18 protein-coding genes and 2 tRNA genes are annotated in these 23,677 nt (G+C 58.3%); 15 read left to right on the forward strand and 5 right to left on the reverse strand.

Annotated features, from left to right (window positions below):
• Nucleotides 1-50: 50 nt before the first annotated feature.
• Nucleotides 51-1,478, forward strand: coding sequence for an NCS2 family permease (locus HMPREF9238_RS06960; RefSeq protein WP_016444754.1), 1,428 nt, complete (start codon nucleotides 51-53; stop codon nucleotides 1,476-1,478).
• Nucleotides 1,479-1,732: 254 nt separating this feature from the next.
• Nucleotides 1,733-3,055: an MFS transporter gene (locus tag HMPREF9238_RS06965; RefSeq protein WP_232217614.1), complete on the forward strand. Its 1,323-nt coding sequence runs from the start codon at nucleotides 1,733-1,735 to the stop codon at nucleotides 3,053-3,055.
• Nucleotides 3,056-3,174: 119 nt separating this feature from the next.
• Here the strand turns inward: HMPREF9238_RS06965 and serC are convergent, their stop codons facing one another.
• The gene (serC, locus tag HMPREF9238_RS06970) at nucleotides 3,175-4,299 is read right to left on the reverse strand and encodes a phosphoserine transaminase (protein WP_016444756.1); all 1,125 of its coding nucleotides are present in this window, start codon (nucleotides 4,297-4,299) and stop codon (nucleotides 3,175-3,177) included.
• A gap of 114 nt (nucleotides 4,300-4,413) precedes the next feature.
• On the opposite strand from serC, the gene HMPREF9238_RS06975 reads away from it, so the two are divergent.
• The 6 genes from HMPREF9238_RS06975 to HMPREF9238_RS07000 all read left to right on the forward strand — a co-directional run bounded on the left by HMPREF9238_RS06975 (nucleotide 4,414) and on the right by HMPREF9238_RS07000 (nucleotide 8,564).
• On the forward strand, nucleotides 4,414-5,109 hold the full coding sequence (locus HMPREF9238_RS06975) for a metal-dependent transcriptional regulator (protein ID WP_016444757.1): 696 nt from the start codon (nucleotides 4,414-4,416) through the stop codon (nucleotides 5,107-5,109).
• 111 nt (nucleotides 5,110-5,220) lie between these two features.
• Nucleotides 5,221-5,964 carry a C40 family peptidase gene (locus HMPREF9238_RS09150; protein WP_016444758.1) on the forward strand — a complete coding sequence of 248 codons (744 nt, stop codon included), beginning with the start codon at nucleotides 5,221-5,223 and terminating at the stop codon, nucleotides 5,962-5,964.
• 129 nt (nucleotides 5,965-6,093) lie between these two features.
• On the forward strand, nucleotides 6,094-7,023 hold the full coding sequence (locus HMPREF9238_RS06985) for a universal stress protein (RefSeq protein ID WP_016444759.1): 930 nt from the start codon (nucleotides 6,094-6,096) through the stop codon (nucleotides 7,021-7,023).
• 74 nt (nucleotides 7,024-7,097) lie between these two features.
• Nucleotides 7,098-7,170 (forward strand) — tRNA-Arg (locus HMPREF9238_RS06990).
• 48 nt (nucleotides 7,171-7,218) lie between these two features.
• Complete coding sequence (locus HMPREF9238_RS06995) at nucleotides 7,219-7,776, forward strand: GNAT family N-acetyltransferase (protein ID WP_016444760.1); 558 nt, start codon at nucleotides 7,219-7,221, stop codon at nucleotides 7,774-7,776.
• Between the two features lie 101 nt (nucleotides 7,777-7,877).
• Nucleotides 7,878-8,564, forward strand: coding sequence for an HNH endonuclease family protein (locus tag HMPREF9238_RS07000; protein ID WP_232217637.1), 687 nt, complete (start codon nucleotides 7,878-7,880; stop codon nucleotides 8,562-8,564).
• A 191-nt stretch (nucleotides 8,565-8,755) separates the two neighbouring features.
• Here the strand turns inward: HMPREF9238_RS07000 and HMPREF9238_RS07005 are convergent, their stop codons facing one another.
• A complete protein-coding gene (locus HMPREF9238_RS07005) occupies nucleotides 8,756-10,978 on the reverse strand; it encodes an NADP-dependent isocitrate dehydrogenase (protein ID WP_016444762.1) in 2,223 nt (740 codons plus the stop codon).
• Between the two features lie 151 nt (nucleotides 10,979-11,129).
• Here HMPREF9238_RS07005 and HMPREF9238_RS07010 point away from each other — a divergent pair, with 151 nt between their 5' ends.
• Both HMPREF9238_RS07010 and HMPREF9238_RS07015 read left to right on the forward strand, forming a co-directional pair.
• Nucleotides 11,130-15,656, forward strand: coding sequence for a prevent-host-death family protein (locus tag HMPREF9238_RS07010; RefSeq protein WP_156824412.1), 4,527 nt, complete (start codon nucleotides 11,130-11,132; stop codon nucleotides 15,654-15,656).
• A complete protein-coding gene (locus tag HMPREF9238_RS07015) occupies nucleotides 15,646-15,909 on the forward strand; it encodes a hypothetical protein (protein ID WP_016444764.1) in 264 nt (87 codons plus the stop codon). Before HMPREF9238_RS07010 ends, HMPREF9238_RS07015 begins: the two co-directional genes overlap by 11 nt.
• Before the next feature lie 664 nt (nucleotides 15,910-16,573).
• Here the strand turns inward: HMPREF9238_RS07015 and mscL are convergent.
• From mscL to HMPREF9238_RS08670, 3 genes are all read right to left on the reverse strand, one after another.
• Complete coding sequence (gene mscL / locus HMPREF9238_RS07020) at nucleotides 16,574-16,981, reverse strand: large conductance mechanosensitive channel protein MscL (protein ID WP_016444765.1); 408 nt, start codon at nucleotides 16,979-16,981, stop codon at nucleotides 16,574-16,576.
• Nucleotides 16,982-17,150: 169 nt separating this feature from the next.
• Nucleotides 17,151-17,834 carry an SAF domain-containing protein gene (locus HMPREF9238_RS07025; RefSeq protein ID WP_232217615.1) on the reverse strand — a complete coding sequence of 228 codons (684 nt, stop codon included), beginning with the start codon at nucleotides 17,832-17,834 and terminating at the stop codon, nucleotides 17,151-17,153.
• Nucleotides 17,835-17,912: 78 nt separating this feature from the next.
• The gene (locus HMPREF9238_RS08670) at nucleotides 17,913-18,683 is read right to left on the reverse strand and encodes a 5-formyltetrahydrofolate cyclo-ligase (RefSeq protein WP_232217616.1); all 771 of its coding nucleotides are present in this window, start codon (nucleotides 18,681-18,683) and stop codon (nucleotides 17,913-17,915) included.
• 560 nt (nucleotides 18,684-19,243) lie between these two features.
• On the opposite strand from HMPREF9238_RS08670, the gene HMPREF9238_RS07040 reads away from it, so the two are divergent.
• From HMPREF9238_RS07040 to HMPREF9238_RS07060, 5 genes are all read left to right on the forward strand, one after another.
• Nucleotides 19,244-20,185 carry a UTP--glucose-1-phosphate uridylyltransferase gene (locus tag HMPREF9238_RS07040; protein WP_016444769.1) on the forward strand — a complete coding sequence of 314 codons (942 nt, stop codon included), beginning with the start codon at nucleotides 19,244-19,246 and terminating at the stop codon, nucleotides 20,183-20,185.
• A 66-nt stretch (nucleotides 20,186-20,251) separates the two neighbouring features.
• On the forward strand, nucleotides 20,252-21,463 hold the full coding sequence (locus HMPREF9238_RS07045) for a molybdopterin molybdotransferase MoeA (protein WP_016444770.1): 1,212 nt from the start codon (nucleotides 20,252-20,254) through the stop codon (nucleotides 21,461-21,463).
• Between the two features lie 3 nt (nucleotides 21,464-21,466).
• Nucleotides 21,467-22,246, forward strand: coding sequence for a GNAT family N-acetyltransferase (locus HMPREF9238_RS07050; RefSeq protein WP_016444771.1), 780 nt, complete (start codon nucleotides 21,467-21,469; stop codon nucleotides 22,244-22,246).
• A gap of 168 nt (nucleotides 22,247-22,414) precedes the next feature.
• On the forward strand, nucleotides 22,415-23,452 hold the full coding sequence (locus HMPREF9238_RS07055) for a hypothetical protein (RefSeq protein WP_016444772.1): 1,038 nt from the start codon (nucleotides 22,415-22,417) through the stop codon (nucleotides 23,450-23,452).
• A gap of 104 nt (nucleotides 23,453-23,556) precedes the next feature.
• Nucleotides 23,557-23,629, forward strand: a tRNA-Ala gene (locus tag HMPREF9238_RS07060).
• Nucleotides 23,630-23,677: the final 48 nt, after the last annotated feature.

Below are 23,677 nucleotides of genomic sequence, written 5' to 3' on the forward strand. Positions count from 1 at the left end.
ACATGGTGGGAGTCCAATCAAAAAAGCGAGCACAGTGAGACCATTAACCTGTGAGTACCAATACTGCACAGCGCTCAAAGCTAGATAGTTTCTTTCACATCACTGAACGCGGTTCCACAATTGGTCGTGAAGTACGCGGTGGCTTTGTCACCTTCTTCGCAATGGCCTACATCCTCGTTCTTAATCCCATCATCCTATCCTCCGCATTCCCTGAAGACGGATCTCTAACGATCCCCACCATCGCGGCGGCCACGGCACTCGTAGCAGGCGTCATGACAATTCTCATGGGCCTTGTTGCTAACTACCCGATGGCGCTCGCGGCCGGCATGGGCTTGAACGCCATGGTTGCGTTCACCCTCGTTCTCGGTTCGGGCCTCACCTTCCAAGAGGCAATGGGCCTGATCGTTTGGGAAGGCATCCTCATCACCATCCTGGTTCTAACCGGATTCCGCGAGGCCGTCTTTAACGCCGTACCGAACCAGCTCAAGGTTGCAATTTCGGTTGGTATCGGCCTGTTCATCGCCTTCGTTGGCCTTATTAACGCGGGCATTATCCGGCCTGGCGGCACTCCCGTTCAGCTGGGCATTGACGGTTCGCTCGCCGGCTGGCCGGCCCTCGTGTTCGTAGTTGGCCTAATGCTAACCATCGTGCTTTATGTGCGTGAGGTTCGCGGCGCGATCCTCATCGGTATCATTTCGTCCACCGTACTCGCCGTCATCATTCAGGCCATCGCCTCAATCGGACCAAAGACGGAAGATAATCCGACCGGCTGGGGCGTCACCGTTCCCGAGCTTTCTGGCTCCCCGGTTTCGCTTCCCGACTTCTCGTCGCTCGGCGCATTCGACCTATTCGGCGCGTTTGGTAAGCTCGGCCCGCTCGCGGTCGTACTTCTGATCTTCTCCCTCATGCTCGCTGACTTCTTCGACACCATGGGCACCATGGTTGCGATTGGCGCTGAAGGTGACCTACTTGACGAGAACGGCACCCCGCCGCGTTCGCGTCAGATCCTCGTCATCGACTCGCTCGCCGCTATCGCCGGCGGTCTGGCAGGCACCTCCTCCAACACGTCCTACGTCGAATCCTCGGCAGGCGTTGGGGAAGGCGCGCGCACTGGCCTCGCCTCCGTGGTAACGGGCATCCTCTTCCTGCTGTCCATCTTCCTCGCACCCGTCGTGGAGCTAGTGCCAACCGAGGCTGCGTCAACCGCCCTCGTGTTCGTGGGATTCCTCATGATGACGCAGGTGCTAGACATCGAATGGAAGAAGCCAGAGATTGCAATTCCGGCGTTCCTCACGATCGCGTTCATGCCTTTCGCATACTCCATTTCGGTGGGTATCGGCACCGGCTTCATCACCTACGTGGTTGCCGCAGTGGCAGTTGGCAAGGCAAAGGAAGTTAAGCCGCTCATGTGGATCGTTTCCATACTGTTTGCGATTTACTTCGTGCTTGGCCCCATCCAAGCTGTGCTCGGAGCGTAAACTCCCGCTACGGGCAACGGATCAGACTGATCCTGGACAACGCCCATAGCTACAGCCCAATACTCGGCGTGGCTCGCGAAGCTAACCTCTTCGCGAGCCGCATTAGAATTTGCGCTCCATTATGCGAACGCAAAGCGGAAGAAGGAGGAACCGGGCGCCTCTTGCACGGGGTGAGAGGCCTAAACGTTCACAGAACAAGACGGGTAACCCGGCTCCCTCTCTGACGTAGCGGCGTGTAAACGATGCTGGCATTATTGAAAAAGGAGGTATACGAGGTGTCCAAAACGTTCGAATCATTGAAGTACTTCAACTACAGACTATGGTTCGGCGCCAACATCATTTCCTCCACCGGCATGTGGATGCAGCGCATCGCGCAAGACTGGGTGGTACTCACCGTCCTCTCCCAAGGTTCTGCCACCGCGATCGGGGTCACCACGGCCCTGCAATTCTTACCCATCCTTTTGTTCAGCCCGTGGGCTGGCGTGATCGTAGACCGCGTTAATCGCAGGAACCTCATCCAATTCACGCAGGGCATGATCGGCCTCATGTCGCTAATCCTGGGCATCCTCATTCTTACCAACACGGCGCAATTGTGGCACGTGTACGTACTCGCATTCCTTGCTGGCATACTCTCGACCATCGACGCGCCCGCCCGCCAAACCTTCGTTTCTGAACTCGTGCCGCTCAGCTCCCTGCCCAATGCGGTTGGCCTCAACTCAGCAGCATTCAACGTGGCTCGGCTAATCGGGCCTGCCCTTGCTGGCCTCGTCATCGAATGGGTAGGGCCAGGCTGGGTATTCATCGTCAACCTGCTTCTATTTGCTGCGCCCGTAACTGCGGTTGCATTGATGAATAAGAACCTGCTTACCCCCGCCAGTCGCGTGAAACGTGAAAGCGGGCAGATACGAGAGGGTATTCGCTACGTGATGGGCCGCACCGACATCGTGGTCATCATGATAGTGGCTGGAACCGTGTCCGCATTCGCAATGAACTTCCAGCTCACCTCCGCTGTCATGGCCACCGAAGTATACGGCAAAGGCGCCGGTGAGTACGGGATCCTCGGATCATTCATGGCTATCGGTTCGCTAACGGGCGCGCTCCTTGCCGCACGGCGAAAGTTCCCGCGCGTCCGCCTCGTGGTGATCTCCGCATTCCTCTTTGGGATATGCGACATCGCCCTCGCGCTTGCGCCAACCTATGAAATATTTGCGATCATGGCCATCCCCACGGGCTTGGCAATGCTCACTATGATCACGTCTGCCAACGCGACCATCCAAATCTCCACCGACCCCGCAATGCGCGGGCGCGTCATGTCGCTCTACCTCATGGTCTACATGGGGTCCACGCCCATCGGCGCGCCCATCATCGGCTGGGTTGCCGACACCTGGGGCGGGCCCTGGTCACTGGCCGTGGGTGGCATTGCCGCAGTTGTTGTATCCGTTGCCGCCGCCATCTGGGCAATCAAATCCTGGGACGTGCGCATAAAGGCCAGCTGGTCTCGCCGTCCCATCACCACCTACGGTCCGCGCGAGCGAGCCCGCGACCTCGAAGCTGGTGGAGACCAGCCCGCGGATTAGCAAGCCTTTAAGAGCAGTCAAGAGGCCCCGACAACGTCAGCTGGTGGGGCCTCTTACTCAAATTACTCGATAGGGGCGAATAAGCCTCATAAATCAAAAGCTAAACGCCGGGCGGGCTGCTACAGGCGCTCAACCACAAAGTCGATACAGCGTAGCAGGGCCGAAACATCTTGCGGATTCACCGACGGGAACGCGCCAATGCGTAGCTGATTGCGACCCAGCTTGCGGTACGGATCTACATCAACCACCCCGTTGTCACGCAACACCCGCGAAACTACGGACGCATCCACGCCCTCGAAATCAATGGTGGCCACAACCGGAGAACGCAACGCAGGATCGATAACAAAGGGAGAGGCAAACTTGCTGTGCTCAGCCCACATGTAAATCAAATCCGTTGACGCCTTCGACCGCCTTGCCGTAGCGTCCAAACCGCCCAGGGCCAGCATCCACTCAAGTTGCGCGTGCATCATTAGCAACGTAGCGAGGGCGGGAGTGTTCAGCGTCTGATCTTTGCGCGAGTTATCAATCGCGATAGAAAGATCCAAAAACTGCGGCATCCACCTGTCCGCATCAGTGTGCAACTGCTGGGCGCGTTCAATCGCTGCGGGGGAGAGGATCGCAAACCAAATACCGCCGTCAGAGCCAAAACACTTTTGCGGCGCAAAGTAGTAGGCGTCCGTTTGCGCAATATCCACGCTGGCCCCGCCGGCAACCGAAGTTGCATCCACCAAGCACAGGCCTCCCGGTGTGCGCTCCACGGGAGAAATAACGCCCGTGGACGTCTCGTGGTGCGGCCACGCGTACACGTCCGCATCCGCAACCGGTTCAACTGTTGCAAGCTGCCCGGCAGGAGCGTCAAAACGCGCCGGCTCGTCCAAGAACGGGGCGCGGGCGGCCTCCTCGTAAAACTTTGCACCGAACTCGCCAAACGTCGCGTGCGCGGAGCGCTTTCTAATCAGCGAAGTCGTAGCTACCGCCCAAAACGCTGTGGAACCACCATTACCCAACACAACTTCGTACCCGTCGGGGATGTTGAATAGGCGCGCAATCATCTCGCGCACCTCCCCAACAACGTTGCGCACCGGTGGCTTTCGATGACTCGTACCCATAATTAGGTAAGGGGACCTTGGCGTATTCCCGTCCGCCAAACGGTCAATTTGTTCCCTACGTACAAGCGAAGGCCCTGAGCCGAAACGCCCATCTTTAGGTAAAAGATCAAATGGAATCTGTATTTTGGTCGCCATACTGAAGAATCTAGTCGAATATGGTTCATTTATGGCAACAGGTCAATAAATGGACCAAATAGGGCGCGGCGCGTGCGCGCGTTCCAGTGCACAGACAACAAGACGGGGAAAAGAATGCGTGACTTGATCGACACGACCGAGATGTATTTGAAAACCATCTACGAGCTTGGAGAAGATGGAATCACCCCCATGCGGGCACGCATCGTTGAGCGCCTCGGACATTCTGGCCCCACCGTGTCTCAAACCATCGCGCGGATGGAACGCGACGGCCTCGTGATAGTTGAAGAGGATCGCACCCTCACTTTGACCGATGAGGGCGAGGACATGGCAGTCGAAGTCATGCGCAAGCACCGTCTGGCTGAACGCCTGCTGGTGGATGTCATCGGCTTTGACTGGTCGCTCGCGCACGAAGAGGCATGCCGGTGGGAGCACGTGATGTCAGACCGGGTTGAACAGCGGCTCAAAGAAATCTTGGACTGCACCAAGAAAGACCCATATGGCAACCCGGTGCCCGGCGAATGGGAGTTGCCCGAAGGCCTAATCAGCCTTGCTGACGTTCACACCACCCTCGCAGAAGGCGAATCGAAGACCGCCGAACTTGCCCGCCTGGGCGAGCCTGTGCAATCGGAAGTGGGTGCGCTGAGCGCCCTAGACGATATCAAAATGAGACCAGGCGATGAGATCTCGATCACCCTCAAGGACGGGGAGCTGATGCTGTCTCAACACGGCAAATCCGCGAAAGGAAAGGGATCCGTGGCTGTTCCGCAATGGGCTGAGCCGCACATATTCGTTCAGGTGAGCAAGCAATAAGTGGAACTGTTCACAACTTCGTTATCGTTACGTGACATTTTGGGTGCAAGTTGGTTAAAGTGAACTTGTTATTCAAAAACCTAAATAAGGCACCTTCTAAGGGAGAATATTTTGGCTAAGAAGATCGAGGCACGGCACCGCCGAGCATGCCGTCCCGTAACGCCCCTAACGGACATTACTGAATCGCTCAGCCCCGTACGCGGCGTTGCATCGGTTTCCGCAACCGGACTTGCACTCACCGTCCTTAGTGGTGGTATCGCAACTGCAGCTCCTGACTCGGCTCTAGACCTCGCTCCCAAAGCGCCTCCCACCATTCAGGAAGGTCGCATTGCGCAAGCAAATCCCGTCCTCACCGCTCCGGCAGACCTCGCATGGGCATCCGGTGACGACCTATCGGTAAGCGTTGAGATTGTCGAAGAGGTAGTTGAAGAAAACCCTCTTAACGGTCGCGATCAGGCTGCTGACCGTGGATATGAGCGGGAATCTTTCCAGCAGGCTCAGGCCGCTCCGGCTTCTATTCCGTCGGCTAGCACTTCCGCAGCTGTTGGTGTAGCCGCGCAGTACATTGGTGTTCCTTACGTTTGGGCAGGCGCTTCTCCGAGTGGTTTCGACTGCTCCGGTCTTGTCTCTTACGTATACGGACAGCTCGGCTACAGCCTCCCGCACTCCTCCTACGGAATCGGTGCTTCTGGCACGCACATTCCGGCGTCCGAAGCGGCTCCTGGTGACATCGTTTACTACGGCGGCCACGTCGGTATCTACGCGGGTAACGGCATGATGATTCACTCGCCCGCACCTGGCCGAAGCGTTGAATACGCTGCGGTTTACGGAGCTCCGAGCTACGTGCGCCTCTAAGGTTTGACGAAAAAGTCCCAGCGATAGGCTGGGATTTTTTTGTACCCAAAAAGTAAACCCGTTCAGTACGGCTCACATTTTTAGCAAACTGTGTGCAAAATAGAGGAGAAAGCTACAAGGGAGGCAACAATGGCTGGGCAGAAAGTAATCCTCGTGGGGGTAGACGGGTCTGCAGAGGCCAACATGGCACTCGACTGGGCGGCGGCTCGCGCGAAAGAAGACGGCTCGCTCGTTCACGTTGTGTGTACCTACGCCCTCGCCTCGTATTCGGCAGCCGCCCTAGATGGGGGATACGCCGCCCTTGACGATGACGCCCTCCAACAGGGTGCACAAAAAGCAGTTGATCACGGGTTGGAGCGGCTTCGCGGCCACGGCCTCACCGAAGTTACCGGCACTACTGAGCCTGGAGACGCCACGAGCGTCCTCGTGCAACTATCGGAAGAAGTAGATCTGATTGTCGTCGGGTCGCGCGGGGGCGGCGGTATTGCGGATAGGCTTCTTGGCACCGTATCGTCAGCGCTTCCCGCCCATTCGAAATGCCCCGTCGTTGTGGTTCCGCGCCACACGTCTGGTTCTCCTTTCTGGCCTATTAAGCGCATCGTTGCTGGCGTTGACGGGTCACGTACCGCTCACAGCGCCCTCGAAAAGGCGGTTGATGAGGCCGCGCTGTGGGGCGCCCAGGTTGATGCCATCGCCGCTGTTCCCATCGCCACGGGTGCTGGCATGCTCTCTTGGGTGCCTACAACCATCGACAGGGAGCGCCTCTACGAAGAAATGGAAGAAGAGCTTGCCGCGGCATGCGACAAGGTGGTTGGCAACCGCGATGTGACGGTTAAGCGACACATCATTGACGGGTCGCCTGCGGAGCTTCTGACCGAGTTTTCAACCGCTGTTGACCTCGTGGTTGTAGGGACGAGGGGACGAGGCGGGTTTGCTGGCCTGTTGCTCGGATCAACCTCGCAAATCGTACTAACTCACTCCACCTGCCCGGTTATGACCGTGCCGTCCGCACGCGGTAACGACTCTGCAAACTCGGCCACTGCGTGGGAGCGGCGCTAACGCCTGCCGTTAATCACTTGGTGCCGGCGCATTCACGTGCCGGCGCTCACTCGTGGTAGGCTTTTTCAGGTTGAGCCCTCGTAGCTCAGGGGATAGAGCACCGCTCTCCTAAAGCGGGTGTCGGACGTTCGAATCGTCTCGGGGGCACTTAAACGGCTTCATTTCAATGAAATGGTGAAACCTGGTGAGGCTTTAATGGAAGAAAACTGCGAAGTTCCTGCCGTGGGTTTGCGCCGACTCCGCGCATCCGATGCGCCCGAGGTTTATCGGGCTTTCACGTCCAATGCCGATATGACGCGGCAAGGAGATGTCTTGACGCTGGCGCAAGCGCAGGCCTATACCGATGCGCTGATCAAACCGGACTCGCCTCATGAGGCGTGGGCCATCGTCCAAGCAGACATCCTGGTTGGCCTCGTATGCGTGTCTGCTGACGAGGAGAACCTGAGCGGCTGGTTTTGGTATTGGATGACAGACGCCGCCCGTGGTCGCGGATGGATGAGTCGGGCCGCCGCGACGGTTGCCAACTGGGCGCTGACAACGCGCGGCCTGGAGCGTCTCGAACTTGGCCATCGGGTGAATAACCCCGCCTCGGGTGCCGTAGCTAAAAATGCGGGCTTCGTTAAGGAGGGGACGGAGCGTCAGAAGTTCCTCATCGATGGGCAGCGGATCGACGTTGACACGTATGGGCGGCTTCAGTCCGACGCGCAACCCACAGTCGCAGAGCTCCCGCTATTCGAAGATAAGGCCCTTTAGGCGTCTATCCACACCATCCTCGTAGGCTGGGCCATACACACCTCGTCAGTTCCAAGTAGCTTTTCAAGGCAAAGCCAGGCATGGTGATCTATGTGAAAAAGATGAAGCCCGGCGACGCCCTCGTACTATTTGTTTTGCTCGCAATCGGCGTAACCGCAGCTATCTGGGCTGGAGTGATGCATCTTGACAGGTCGGCGGCTGAAGACGTACCCGTGTCGAAAGTACGCGACGAACTTTTGGCGCTTGAAGTTAGCGGGTGGGTGGATGCGCCGCCCTACGATCGCGCGGAGTTTGGCGAGCCATGGGCTGACGTGGACATGAACGGGTGCGATACGCGAAATGACATATTGGCGCGCGACATGGATCGCGTGGTTTTTCGCCGTAACTCAACCTGTGTAGTGGCTGCCGGGATCTTGAACGATCCGTACACGGGCAACACGCTGTATTTTGAACGCGGAGATACAACGTCACCGCTGGTTCAAATCGACCACGTTGTACCGCTGTCCAACGCCTGGTTCGCGGGCGCCTGGCAGTGGGATTTAGCCAAGCGGGAACAGTTCGCTAACGACCCGCAAAACCTGTTAGCCGTAGATGGGCAAGCCAACGAAGAAAAAGCGAATCTGACGGCAGACAAATGGCTCCCTGAAAACTCTGACTACCACTGCGCGTATGTGGCCCGCCAAGTCCACGTGAAACACGTATGGGGGCTGAGCGTGAAAGAAAAGGAACGGCAAGCCATGATCGACGTGCTCTCCAAGTGCCCCGTGGTGGAAGTACCAGCCCCGTAGGTGCATCCTCCAGCAAATCCCGAGGGGATTACCTTGCGTGGAGCGGGGCGCGGGCAAGCTGGTGAACCCGACTCGCATAAAGGCAAACCTGCATGCGGCCAAGGGCGGAGAACCCAGTTTAGAGTTCCCCGCCGCCTGGTCAGCTAGCTACAGCCTCGTGAGACTAGCTGGTACTGCGAGGCCAAAGTCGGCTACTTGCGTAGCTGATCGATAATCTGGTTCAACGTCGATGACGGACGCATCACCGCAGAGGTTTTCTCCGGGTTCGGACGGTAGTAGCCGCCGATGTCTGCCGGATGTCCTTGCACGGCGATGAGCTCGTCGTTAATCTTGTCCGCGTTCTCGCGCAACGCAATCGCAACGGGAGCAAAAGCGCGGGCGAGGTCCGCGTCCTCAGTCTGGTTAGCCATAGCCTGTGCCCAATACACCGCCAGCCACATGTGCGAACTGCGGTTATCGATCTGGCCGAGCTTACGCGCCGGAGACTTGCCCTCGCTGAGCACCATCTCCGTAGCCTCATCGAGTGCAGAAGCGAGGATCTGTGCGCGCGGGTTGTTGTCAAAACGAGAGAGGTGGCGCAGTGACTCAGCCAGGGCAAGGAACTCGCCGAGCGAATCCCAGCGCAGATAGTTCTCCTTCAGCAACTGCTGCACGTGCTTGGGGGCGGATCCGCCCGCACCCGTTTCGAACAGGCCGCCACCATTCATTAGCGGCACCACTGAAAGCATCTTCGCGGACGTGCCCAGCTCAAGGATAGGGAACAGGTCCGTGTTGTAGTCGCGTAGCACGTTGCCCGTCACGCTAATCGTGTCTAAACCATCACGCATGCGTGCAACTGACAGCTTCGCCGCTTCAACCGGATCGAGGATCGAAATCGACAGGCCCTCCGTGTCGTGCTGGGGCAGGTACTTCTCCACCTTCTCAATGAGAGCGGCGTCGTGGGCGCGCTCAGGATCAAGCCAGAACACGGCCGGGGTGGAGGACAGGCGAGCGCGCGTCACCGCGAGCTTCACCCAATCGCGGATCGGCTCGTCCTTCGTCTGGCACGCGCGCCAAATATCGCCGGCCTGCACCTCGTGCGACATCAGCACCTCGCCAGCCTCGTTCACAACCTCTACGGTGCCATCGGCGGGGATCTCGAACGTCTTGTCGTGCGATCCGTACTCTTCTGCCTTCTGCGCCATCAGGCCCACGTTCGGAACCGTGCCCATCGTGCGTGGATCAAGCGCGCCGTTTGCCTGGCAATCCTCAATCACCGCTTGGTAGACGCCCGCGTAAGACGAATCTGGGATAACGGCAATCGTGTCATCTTCCTCGCCGCTCGGGCCCCACAGCTTGCCACCATTGCGGATCATCGCGGGCATCGACGCGTCAATAATGACATCGGAAGGCACGTGCAGATTTGTGATGCCACGGTCCGAATCAACCATTGACAGGCGCGGGCCGGCCGCAATCGCGTCGTCGAACGCCTTGCGGATCTGCGCGCCGTCCTCTACCTCCCCCTCGTCAAGCGCGTTGAAAATCGTTCCCAGGCCATCATTGGGGGACAGGCCAGCTGCCTGCAACTGCGAGCCAAACTTGTCGAACACGTCCTGGAAGAAAACACGCACCACGTGGCCGAAAATGATCGGATCCGACACCTTCATCATCGTCGCTTTCAAATGCACCGAGAAGAGGACATCCTTCTCTTTCGCGCGCGCGATCTCGTTCGCGATGAACTCCTCAAGTGCCGCAACCGACATGAACGTGCCGTCAACAACCTCGCCCTCCAAAACTGGCAAGGATTCCTTCAGTACAATCGTTTCTCCATCGCGGCTGCGCAGACGAATCTGGAGCGTGTCAGCCTTATCAAGCACGATTGACTTTTCGTTGGATTTGAAGTCATTTGCGCCCATCGTGGTCACCTCGGTGGCCGAACTTATGCTCCACTGGCCCATGCGGTGAGGATTCTTGCGCGCGTAATTCTTCACAGCGATCGGAGCGCGCCGATCCGAGTTCCCCTCACGTAGCACCGGGTTCACTGCCGAACCCTTCACGGAATCGTAGCGAGCCTTCACCTCCTCCTCATCCGCATTTGCGGGTGAGTCAGGATAATCGGGCAGGGCGAAGCCAAGACCTTGAAGCTCCTTCACCGCCGCCTTCAACTGGGGGATGGATGCGGAAATGTTAGGAAGCTTGATGATGTTAGCCTCTGGCTTCTTCGCCAAAGCGCCAAGCTCTGCAAGCGCGTCCCGAACCTGCTGCTCCGGCGGCAAACGGTCCGAGAAGGCGGCGAGGATGCGGCCCGCAAGAGAAATATCGCGAGTCTCAACATCGACTCCAGCAGCCCGCGCAAACGCCTCAATAATAGGAAGAAGCGAGTGCGTTGCAAGCATGGGGGCTTCATCAGTGTGAGTGTAAATGATGGTAGCCATCAGGATTTCCTCTCCATTGGGTTCATCACGAGAATAACGAACAAAACCACGGTATTTTGCGTATTTAGAACAAGTATCTCACTCTTAAGTCTCTTGATGTCAAGAAATGTTGGTGGTGGTAGTCACGTTTGAAAACCCGACAGATGCAGAAATGAAACGGCCCCGCCGCGCCTACATCTTCACGTCCGCCCTCTTAGATAGTGTTGAAATCGTGGTATCTAGTTTTTTCTCTCGCCCAAAATCGCAAGATCCCGACCGGTCTAAGAAGGTCCGGGCTGACGAAATGGCCCTAAATGAGAAGCCCAACGATGGCTTCAAAAACAGGGAACACCCCGCGCAAGACGCGGCAAGCGACGCCAAAACGCGCAAAGCGGACGTTGAAGCGGTCGCTCCCAGCGCTCGCGAAGTAGACATGCGGCACGCGGTAGCCAAGTGGGCGCGCGAACTCAACGAAGTTACCCGCGAGTTCCTCGAAAACCCGGAGCGGTCAACCCTCGACCTCACATATGCGCACCCCGGTGGCATGGCGCAACTCTTCGCACTCCGCACCACACCACTATCGCTCCTCATCCGCGAACCCAGTGAAGCTGAACGAGCCCGGGCAACCGTTCGCTCCCTTATGAACCAATCCCGCGACGTTGCCGCCGCACACGGCGTAGCGCCCATCCACATGGCATTCGGCCACGCCGTCTGGCAGTCCGAAACCGGCCCCCGCACCAGCCCCATGCTGCTGTGCCCCGCCGAAGTTAAACTCGATGGCGCCGGCGAACCCACTGTGCGGATCTCCAACAGTCTAACCGTTGCGCCAGGCCTCATCGAAGCCGCTGCCCTTCGCGGCCTCGAACTAGACACCGCCTCGATCGAGAATGCCGCCCGGCAAACCCATGGTTTCACCGCCGCACCCGCAATCACGCGGCTACGCAGCGCCCTATCTGGCCTCCTGCCCGGATTCAGGTCTGACGAGCGCATGGAATTATCACTATTCCTACACCCCGCATCAGACCTGCAAACAGAACTTCAAAATGCAGACGCGCTCTTGCGGTCCAACTTCGTCCTCGCGCTTGCAGGCAACAAACGGGCCGCCAGCGCGATCAAGAAAGAACTTAGCGAGCCCAACCCGTACGACCGCGACCCGTGGAAAGAACACGGCATCGGAGACCAGTTACCGGAAACGCTAGACCTCGTTGAATCCGTCGTATCAGGCTCGAACGTCATGTTCGATACGCGAGGTGGGGCCAACCCCACGCCGATGCTCGCCTCGATTGCTGCGGATGCCGCCGCAAATGGGCGCAAAGTCCTCGTTGTGGGGGCAAACAAGCACAGCGGGGAAACCTTCTGGCGGTACATGGACGAATCCGGCCTTTCGCACGCCGTGGCGCGCATCGACAGCAGTGGCGATGAGAAATCCAACCTTGTAACGGAACTCGAGAGGATATTCCGCGACGAATCTCCCTTTATAGACCGCGAATCCATAGAGCTCATGCGCACGCAGTTGCGGCGTGTACGCGAATCATTAGCGGAACACACCGAAGAACTGCACCGGCCCGTAGCCGAATGGGGCGTATCTGCCTACGACGCCCTCCAGGTGCTCACCGACCTCACCTCCACGAGGCCCGGCCCGCGCACCAAAGTGCGCCTACCCGCCGATACGCTAACCGCCCTCGCGCAAGACACGGACGACCAAGCAAAAAATGCTCTGCGCACAGCCTCTGCCCAGGGCATGTTCACCAAGAGCGATGCGCACGACGCGTGGTTTGGCGCCGTCATCTCCTCGCCGGAGCAGGTCAGCCCCGTCCTCGAAATCGTTGCGAGGCTCTCCACCGACTCACTGCCAAAACTGCGCGTAGCAATGTCAACGACGGCCGGGCAAACCGGGTTGCACCCCGCCAGCACGTTTAAAGAATGGGAAGATCAGCTCCTTACGCTAGAGGGCGTGCGTGAAGCGCTGGACGTGTTCCAACCCGCTATTTTTGAACGTCCCATCGCCGATATGGTGATCGCCTCCGCCTCTAAACAATGGAGGCGCGACCACGGCTACCCAATGAAGCGCAGGCAGCGCAAATATTTGGTCAAATCCGCAAAAGACATGCTACGGCCTGGCCGCTACGTGGAAGACCTCAACGAAGAACTGCGCAAAGTGCAGCGCCAACGCGACGTGTGGCGCAAACACCAAGCCGTTGACGGGTGGCCAAAAGTTCCCGCCAACCTAGACGAGTTAAAACAACAGGCCGTAAGCGTGCGCGAAGACCTGAAGCTTCTCGACACGCACCTCGCCACTGCGCACGGACCTCTCCAGCGTCTCGACATCGGTGAGCTGTCCCTGCTCATCGACCGTCTCCATGCCGACCCTAACGGGGCGCGCGAACTTCCGGAACGCCTTGAAATTATGAAGACGCTCCACAAGTTCGGCCTTGATGCCCTCGTAAAAGACTTGCGTGAGCGCAACGTGCCGGACTCGCTGGTTGACAAGGAGCTAGACCTCGCGTGGTGGGCGTCCGCGCTGGGCGTCATGCTGACCCGGGTGCCCAGCCTGGGTGGTTTCGACCCTGCGAACCTGCAAAGCCTGATCGGTGAGTTGCAACAGCTTGACCGTCAGCAAGTGCAGTCGCTTGCTGCGGTTGCCTCTGACAAGATTCGTCGCCGACGGGTTGACCAGATGGCGCGCTACTTTGAAGAAGAAGCGCAACTACGCACCTCCCTCGGCAACGGAACACTTTCGCCCGACACTGCGGCAACTCTATACGCGTCGTCGCCGCTCGTGCGCGCAATGTTCCCGATTTTGCTGACCGTGCCCGTTATGGTTCCGCAACTGTTACCGCTGGAGCAGACCATCGACCTCTTGGTTCTTGAGGATGTCAACCATCTCCCGCTGGCGGAGCTGGTGCCTTTGCTTGCACGCGCACGCCAGGTGGTAATCAGTGCCGATCTGACAGATCCGACGCCAACCGTGGACGCGCTGCAACAGCTGACCGTAACCGCGCAGATCCACCCCGAACCTGTGCGAGTAAATGAGTACGTCGGGCGTCTGTTCAACCGATACCGCGTTGCACATACCGGCGTTCCCGTACCGGTTCCGAGGGCCGGATCGAAGCTCACCATTTCTTACGTAGATGGCCGCGGCATGCCCGCGCCCGACAAAGCGGCCGTTGAATCCTCGGCCGCCGAAGTTGAAGCGGTCACTGAAATAATCATCGAGCATGCGTTGTTGTATCCGGAGAAGTCGCTCGCCGTGCTCACCCTCAACGAGGTGCATGCCGAGCGGATACGAGAAAACCTGGATGCGATGGTCTCCACCTCGCCGGCTCTGGAATCCTTCTTCGAGCAGGAACGACCTGACCCGTTCGTGATTGTCACACCGAACTCGAACACGGACATCATGCGCGATCGCGCGATCTTGTCTATCGGGTATGCGAAAACGCCGCATGGTCGAGTACTGCACGATTTTGGGGAGATCTCCCAGGCCGGCGGCTTGGAACTTCTGGCCCGCGTGCTGGGCTGTGCCGGCGATGAGATGAACATTGTGACAGCCGTACACCCCGCGCAGTTTGATAAAGACCGGTTCTCTAACGACGGGCCCAAACTGCTGTTGGATCTTATGACTAGCGCCGAGGTTGCCAGTGGCATTCCTGCTGAAGCTGACGACACTGCGGCCGAATCTGGCAGTGCCGGTTCGGATCCTCTACCCGTTACCCAGATGGGGCAAACCGTGGACGCGGGGGCGGCAAACCAGGAGTCTGGCGCTGGTGGTGAGGCAGCTGGGGTCTTTCTTGACGAACAAACGGCCTCGTCGTCTTCCGCGATTCAGACCCAAAATGGCGCCCAGTGGCCAACATTCGAAGCGAAACCGGATCAGCTTCTGATTGACCTCGCGGATCGGTTGTACTCGATTGGGTTAACGGTCATTCCTAACCTTGGGGTTGAAGGGGCGCTACGCGTTCCGCTGGCGATTGGACACCCGGAATTCCCTGACGAGCTACTTGTTGCGATATTGACCGATGACGACACGTACGTCGCGGAACGGTCTCTGCGGCGCCGCGACCGTTACTGGCCAGAACTGCTGGAAGCAAACGGTTGGAAGACGCGGACCGAGCTTGCGATGGCCGTGTTTATAGATCCGCAGAAGGAAGCGGACGCGATCATCGACCTGGTGCTGGACGCCGTGGATGAGCGTATGGCAGCTAAAGCCCAAGCCGAAGCTGAGGCCATCGCCGAAGCCGCGCTTGATGCGATGTCCGCAGAGCTTGCAGATGCCGATGGGGATGCTGATGCAGATGAGAGGGGAATTAGCTTCGAAAATGAGGCTGACGCACCCTCCGATTCAGACCCGAACTCGTCTGATTCAAATGAGGAGATGCTCGGCACGGAAACTGTAGCTCAGAAACTTGTGAGGCTACAGGCTGATCGGGATATTCACGGCAGTGCAGAAGAGACTGTGTGGAGACCAAGCGGCGCTGAACGAGGACGTCGGCCAGAGATAGCGGTCGGTTTGCCACTTGCGGCTTACTCGGATGACCAGTTGGATGAGATCGCAATGTGGATCATGTCTGACGGTGTGGAGCGCAGTGAGGACCAGGTTGTGAACGAGATTCAAAGTGCTCTCGGGTTGACCAGGCGTGGTGCTCAGGTTGATGCTGTGTTGCGAAATGTGGCGCGTAGGATTTCTCGCGATGAAAGATGAATCCTCGGATTTAATGGGGGAGGGGCTGCCCGCCTCGCCCGCTGTATGCGCACGGTCAGCGCGTGTGCGCAGGCGGCGCCGGGCGGAGCGGGTTTCGCGAGCAGACCTGCAGATCATTGAGGATGGCGGGAGTCCTTCGTGGGAGCAGATTCGCCCACTGGAACCGCCGGAGTGGAACGGCAAGCCCTCTGATCCGGTAGTGGAATCGGCCCGCGACCGTGAGTTTCGCGAGAACAAGCCGCCCCACTGGTAAAGCGGGCCTGTACGGAAACAGTCTGGCCCGGGTTGCTATGAGTTGGACCGCTGGCAGCTACTCGGAAGCCCCCGCAGTTAGCATGCGAGACCCAAAGTGTCATCCAAATTCGGGTGCGAGACCCAAACTGCCTCCCAATTATGCGTGCGAGACCTAAACTGGCGCTCAGCTACGTCCGCACGCGCCATGCCTGGTTTCTTTCGCCGGATATTGCTCGAATAGGGGCAACGTCGGCTTCCCCTCCCCCGTATTCAGACGGGAACTGCCGTTCTGGCCTCCTGTTTCGGCCAGTTTTGGTCTGAATACTGCTGCTAGTGGTTGCAAGAGTTTGGTATTCAGAGGGGAAGTGGTGTTCTACGTGCTCTTTTGGGTGTTTTACGTCGGAATACTGTTTAAGCCAATCACCGAAACCTCATCCGTGAGGGAAACTGTCTATTCAGGTAGGTGTGCTAGCCACTTTGGGTCTGAATCGTTGCAGAGAACGAGGCCAGGTTGGCACCGCGTAAGAGGCGGGTTCTACGGTTTGTTCCGGCGCCAAGCTGCTCCGGGCGCCTGGCTGGCGAGGAGGTTCTAGAAAATAGAAAGTCGGCGAACCCTGAGAGGGCTCGCCGACTTCGCCTTCCTTAGCTAGCTAACGTGGCTGGTCGTCAGAAGACGGGCGTTTCTACTTGTTGGATGCGCGCAGCTCGTCGCGAATCTCTTCGAGCAAGGTGAGCTGCGCGTCGGGCTGTGGATCTTCGGCCGCCTCATCGGCGTCCTTCTGCTTGCGCTCGGCCCACTTGTTCATGGGCATAACGATGCAGAAGTAGAGTGCGATGGCAACTAGTAGGAAGTTGATGATCGCGTTGAGAAGCATGCCGGGCTGGACGACGGCGGGGTCTCCACCGATGCCGATTGTGAACTGTCCGACGTTGTCGAAGCGTGGCTGCCCGAAGATACCGCCGATTAGCGGGTTAATGATGTTGTCCGTTAGTGCGGTGACGATCTGCGTGAATGCTGCACCGATGACCATGCCAACTGCGAGGTCAATGGCGCTGCCTCGTGAAATAAATTCCTTGAAACCTTGAATCAAGACTGCTCCTTGTAGTTGTGGGCTTGCTACCTTGTAGGCGCATGCTACGTATCTGTTGCAACGGCCTGTACGCCGGTGGGCGAAAACCGTGCTGGTGAAATCTAATCGATGGGATTAGGAGACCTGCCTGAACGAGGTTGGGCGGGCTCGGTTGAAGCCTGCGCCGAACCTAGTTTTGGCTGGTTTTCACAAGGGTGATTGTAGCGGAGTCTGTAACTCCGGCAACTACAGGAGTGTCTTTGCGTGTGATTGCTAATACCAGAGTCGCTGTTTGTGCCCCGTTCCACTGGCTTTCTGCGGGAATTGCGACTTTGGTTACGATTGCCTTTTGTGTGAGCAATCTTGCAGGGCAGTTCTGAGTTTCGTCTTCGCACGTTGCGGGTGAGTAGATGTCTAGAGTGTCTCCTTGCGTGAATAGTGCTGCGACGTCGGTGACTACCGGCAGAGCTACCGTATCCCTCCCTTCCATGCTCTGTTCGGTGATTGTGACGTACGCGGTTCTTATTGGTATTTCGGGTTCGATGGTGACGCTTGTTCGCAGGCCGACTACGAGGGTAGGATCGCTTGCCACGTCCGGAGGAGCTCCGGCTACGTGGCTACGCATCTCCACGTCCTGAGCCGTAATGATTTCGCCTGCAGTTATGCGTTTTGTTGCCACAACCGCGTTGGTTCCAAGCGGTTGTATGACTGCGTTGAGTGTCAGAAAGACTGCTATGGCCGCTACCGTGATCGCGATGACCGCCTTTTTCGCGATAATCCAGTGCCCGACGTTTCGTAGTTTTTCTTTCACGTGTTTGATGATTTCAAGATTGTCGAGGAGGCGATAGACCGGTTTGAAAAGATGTGGATGCACGATAGCCTGGCGAGCCTGTGGATATTGCTCTTGCTTACGCCACAGTCTGCACATGTTTCGAAGACGAGGCGAAAGAGGCTAAAAGAGAGTCCAACCTGCCTCGGTTATGACACCGTCCATGGGGATGTCGTGTGGTTCGGTGGGAATCAGGCCACGGCTGAGGTAGGTTTTGCCCGGTATGGCAGCGAAAAACAGGGCTGTGGGATGGGCGCGCTTGATTGCAGTGAGGGCACGGTCATACCAGCCTCCGCCTTGTCCTAGTCGGGCTCCATCCTCGTCTACGGCCATAGCGGGAACGAGGACGAGGCTGACTGGCGGATCGATGCGCGCACTGCTTTCGGCTGGTGACGGCTGTGAGCTGGTAACGAATCCGACGGGAAGTGCCGAAAGTTTGATGCCCTGCGCGCTGGAGACAACGGGGCGCCATACCTCTATTTCGGATGTTTCGGAAGCTGCCATGAATCGGCTGATTGAAAGCTCTCCTAGCAGTGCTTCATATCCGGCAACCGCGCAGGGAAGACCATGCTTTCGCACTGCCGGGCTTATGGTGTTCCAGATTTCAGTGGCAACATGTGAGCCGTCGAGCTGTCCACGTGATGCCTCTCGCTCCGCCCTCAGCTTGGTTCGCAGTGCGCGTTTTGTTGCTTTATGATCGCCCTCGCGAACGGGCTGTGAGAGGGGTCGGCAAATTTCGATTTGTGAGGCCGGATCGTCTGCCCGCATGACCTCGTCAACGAATTGTGCGGACGGAGTTGGGGTGAGCGAGGTGTGGCTGGCTGCGCGCAGAGCGTGGAGCATCTCTTCGCGCGCAACCCGCGCACCGGCGGACTGGTTTTGCTTTTGTGACACTGTCTTGCGCGATTCAGACCCCATATGCCCATTTTCGCACATGCGCTCGAGGAAGAAGCTGGTAACTGTTGCGATCAGGCTGCGGGTCGCAAGCCTCCTCGCGCGATACAACCGCGATTCAGACGGGTAGTGCCGTTTTGGGCTCCTCGTTTATCCAGTTTGGGTCTGAATACTGTTGCTTGCGTGTGCGGCCGCTGGGTATTCAGACGGAAACTGCTGTTTTGTACGCCGGTTTTTGCCACTTTGGGTCTGAATACTGCAAGGAGCTGGGGTGGTATTCGTGATTGTGAGGGGAAGTGGCAATCGAGGGGTGGATTTGGCCAGTTTGGATCGGACTCGTTGATGAGGGAGGGTACGCTCCGGCACTTTGGGTCGGAATTGCGAGTGAGGGGGGGAAAGGGCAGAAGAAAGGCCCGGGAGAGAGGCCGGTCGAGCACGGTAGAAGGAGAGAGGTAGGGGAGAAGGAGGAGCAAGAGAAAACGGAAGCAAAGCTCTCGCCCGTTCGCGCACCGCTTGTTGAGCTACCCGCGTTTGCGGGGCTCCTCGGTTAGGCTTGAGTTATGAGCAGTTCGTTGAAGGGCGCTTCGGTGCGTCATGGTGTAATTCCCGCAGCAGGGCGCGGTACGCGTTTTTTGCCGATGACGAAGGCGGTCCCAAAGGAGATGTTGCCGATCGTTGACCGTCCGGCGATTGAGCTGGTGGTTGAGGAAGCAACGCAGGCGGGTCTGGATGACCTGTTGCTGATTTCGGCGGCGCAAAAGCAGATGATTGAGGATCATTTTGATGCTGTTCCTGACCTTGAGGCCGCGTTACGCGAGGGACAGAAGTGGGATCTGCTTGCGTCGGTCGAGCGCTACCTGGATTTCGCGCGGATTCATTCGGTGCGGCAGGGGCATCCGCGCGGGCTTGGGCACGCGGTGTTTCAGGCTCGCCACCATGTGGGTGGCGCTCCGTTTGCGGTACTGTTGCCGGATGATTTGATGCACCCGGAGGATCCGGTGTTGGAGAAGATGATCGCGGTGCGTGAGCAGATTGGCGGCTCCGTGGTGGCTTTGCTTGAGGTGACGCCGCAGCAGGCTACGGCTTATGGTTCGGCAGATGTGACTGCCATTCCGTTGGCTTCGAATGGGCTTGACGGCATTGAGGGGCTGAATGACGGGGATGTTTTTCGCCTCAACAAGATTGTGGAGAAGCCTCCGATCGATGAGGTGTTGTCTGAGTACGCCTCGGTTGGACGTTACGTGCTTGACCCGAAGGTGTTTGAGATTTTGGAGACGCTCCCGCCGGGTCGCGGCGGCGAGATTCAGCTGACTGATTCGTTCCAGACTCTGATTGAGACGCCGGAAGACCAGGGCGGTGGCGTGACGGGCGTTGTGATTCGCGGCCGTAGGTTTGATACGGGCGACAAGTTGGGTTACTTGCAGGCCGTGGTGGAGATGGGTATTGAAGACCCGGTTCTCGGTGATGAGTTCCGCGCGCTACTCAAGGGATTGAGCCTGTAATGTTTCGCCGTGTGCCGTGACGGTGCGCGTAGGCCACTGATTTTGCCCGTTTGAAGGGGAGATGTGATGAGGTCAGTTGCGAACTTTTATCGCGATTGCCAGGATGCGGTTGGGCCGCAGCCTCCGTTGGATGTGATGTTGCCTGATTCGATGGGTTGTGTGCTTGCGGAAGACGTGATAGCACCCTTTGACCTTCCGGTTGCGGATTTGGCTGCGCTTGATGGTTATGCGGTGAGGGCTCAGGATCTTGAGGGAGCCTCGCTGGAGCTCCCGGTGAAGCTGAACGTTACTGCGGAGCTTCGCGCTGGCGATGTTGAGCCGATGGCGAATATAGCGGGAGGAGCGGTCCGGATTGCTTCTGGCGCCCCGATTCCGTCGGGTGCTGATGCGGTGGTTGCTTTGGAGCATACGGATCATGGGGTGGCTCAGGTGGAGGTGTCCCGTAGCCCGGTGCCCGGTGAGAATATCCGCCCTAAGGCGCAGGACGTTCGTGCGGGCGATGTGTTGATTGGTCGCGGTACGCGCGTGGGATCGCGACAGATCGCGCTGATCGCGGGTGTTGGTCGAAACCGCATTCAGGTGCATCCGCGTCCTCGCGTGGTGATAATTTCGATTGGTGATGAGCTGATTGAGCCGGGCGAGCAGGCCCGTCCGGGCGCGGTGTTTGACGCGAATGGGCACGCCCTGGCTACCGCTTTGAGCGACGCGGGTGCGCAAACTTTCCGCGTGGCTGCCGTGCCCGATGAGAGGGCGACGCTGCGCCAGACCATTGAGGATCAGCTGGTTCGAGCGGACCTCATCATCACAACCGGTGGTATTTCCTACGGTTCGGGCGATACGGTTCGTGAGGTTTTAGGCTCGCTGGGCACGATCCGTTTTGATTCGGTGGCGGCCTTCCCCGGCCACATCCTTGGCGTTGGGCACGTTGAGTCGGGGACTCCGATCTTCTGCTTGCCAGGTGATCCGGTGTCGGCCCAGGTGTGCTACGAGGTTTACGTGCGCCCGGCCGTACGCGCAATGCAGGGGTGGAGTTTGTTGAACCGTCCAACTGTGCAGGCGCGAGTGGATCGGGGCTGGAGCTCGCCAATGGGCAGGCGCGAGTTTGTGCGGGTAAAGCTGTCTGGCAAACCTTCGTCGGGCTACACGGCCACGGTGATGGGCCCAACAGATGCGCTTCTCCTTTCCGCGTTTGCAGAGTCGAACGCGCTGGCGGTTGTGCCGGAGAATGTGACGGATGTGCGTGCCGGTGATGCCCTGCGTTGCATGGTGCTCGATTAATTGATGAGTTTTTTCCGGCACTTCTTCGCCACGCCCCGCGTGTGGGGGCTCGCCGAGTCGCAGGTTCGTATCGATATTGAGGATCCCGTAGGTCGGGGCCTCATCCGCGCCAAGCCACGTGTGGATGTGGACGAGGGGACCTATGCGCCCTCTGGGGAAAACGTGTTCGGGCCATGTCATGGCGGTAGAGCTGGGGCGAGCCCGATTAGTAGGCTCACGATTCGGCCCGTTCTGGGTTATGACCACCGTGAGGTTGAACGCGTCCGGTGGGCGGATCGTGACTGGTTGGAGCCTTGGGAGGCTACGCTCGCGCCGGGTGTTGATGAGTGTCTGCCCTCACTTGCGGATTATCAGCGAAAAACCGATGCCGAGGTGGAAGCGGGCGCCACTCTCCCCATGATGATCGAGGCGGATGGGCGCGTGATCGGTGTGGTAACGGCGGCAAACACGGTGAGGGGGGCGCTGTATTCCACGACGGTTGGCTACTGGATCGTCTCGGATTACGCGGGACAGGGCATTACGAGCTTGGCGGTGGCGGCGTTTATTGACCTGCTCATTTTGCGGTTGGGCATACATCGCGTGGAGATCAACATTCGCCCTGAGAACGAGCCTTCCCTTGGCATCGCGCGGAAACTTGGTCTCACCCACGAAGGATATAGGCCGAGGTACATGGCTATTGCTGGTCAGTGGGCAGACCACATGGCGTTTTCAATCGACCGCGAGTCGCTACCAAGCGGTGGCCTCGTGCAATCAATCTGGGGCGTGGATCTACTGGGGGAGTAGCCTGCGAAGACCACCCAACACCGCGACATCCAAAAGCCCTGACTCGCGCTCGGCGGGGTGCGCGTCAACGACGGCCTCACCCGTAAAACTAAGGGACGTGAATTGTCACGAAACAGACACGCCGAAGCTCTGCCGGCGTTGGAATGACAATGATGTAATTATGGGTACGTGAGTTTCGCTGGGTGGATTATTGGTGCGTTGGCCGTGTTGGTAGCCGCGTATTGGACGCCTGCGCTCATAAAGAACCGCAATGAGGTTATCGAAACGCCTGTGGAAGATAGGTTTTCGCCGGACCTCAAACTTGTTCCCTTGGCTAAGGAACAGCCTGGCCTTGTCGTTCGCGGCGAGGCGGGTAGGAACCAGCCGCGTATTTTGCCTCACGTGGCGGTTTGTGGACCCGAACGGAGGGTTCAGGCCGTGGAGGCAGAATCGATAGGGGGATTTTCAATGGCTGATTCGCAGCGTATTTCGGGTGAGTTTGTTTCTTCGACTTCTCGGGAGATGGCGAAGTTACGTGCATCTCGCGCGGCTCGTATCGCGAAGGAGAACGCTGCGGGTAAGCGTCGTTTTGCCATTTTTGGAGTGGCGTTGACGCTACTGGTGGCGTTCGTGGTTGCCGCTGCGTTTTCGACGTTCTCCTGGTGGTTCCTGTTGGTTCCCGCGGCTGTTATGGGGGCCGTGCTAGCGGAGGGGCGCCTCGCCTACCACCGCTCCATTGAGAGGGCTCGCGCCGAAGCTGAGCTTTTGAAGCAACTGCGTGAGGAGCGCAGGCTCGAGCAGTCTCGCTACAACCGCCTGCGTTCATCCGTTGAACAACGTATTGCGGCTTCCGCGCCAGTCACCGAGAGCGTTACTCCCGCAGCGACTTCCGTCTCGGAATCGATTGATGAGGAACATGTCGAGGCCGCCGCTGAACCTGCCGAGTGGACTCCCCGCGAGCTGCCCACCCCCGCTTACGCTCGCGCTGCCAAGGCCCCGCGTAGGCGCGTAGTGGTTGATCCGAGCGTCCTCGAAAATAATGGTGAGGGAGTCGTATCGGCTGAAAGCTCGGAGGAGAATAGGTCCGAGACCCAAACTGTCAGCCCGCTGCGCCCAGTGGTTGCGAAGCCGCGTTCGCTTGACGCTATGACGTCCGAAGAGGCTGCTGAGATGACTGAAACCACGTTCGATTTGGAGGACATCCTCGAGTTCCGTCGCGCGCAGTAATACGCTGTGAAGGCTACGCGCATTGGCGCGTTACAACGTGCGAGGTCTCGACTGCACCGAATTAACGGTTTTGGCGATGTGGTGCTAGGCTGGTTTTCGCACTTGGGGCTATGGCGCAGTTGGTAGCGCGTCTCGTTCGCAATGAGAAGGTCGGGGGTTCGAATCCCCCTAGCTCCACGGTTGTTATGTCTCGGGACATCGTTCATACGATGTCCCGAGATTTTT

It is taken from the genome of Gleimia europaea ACS-120-V-Col10b (assembly GCF_000411155.1).
GTDB lineage: Bacteria > Actinomycetota > Actinomycetes > Actinomycetales > Actinomycetaceae > Gleimia > Gleimia europaea_B.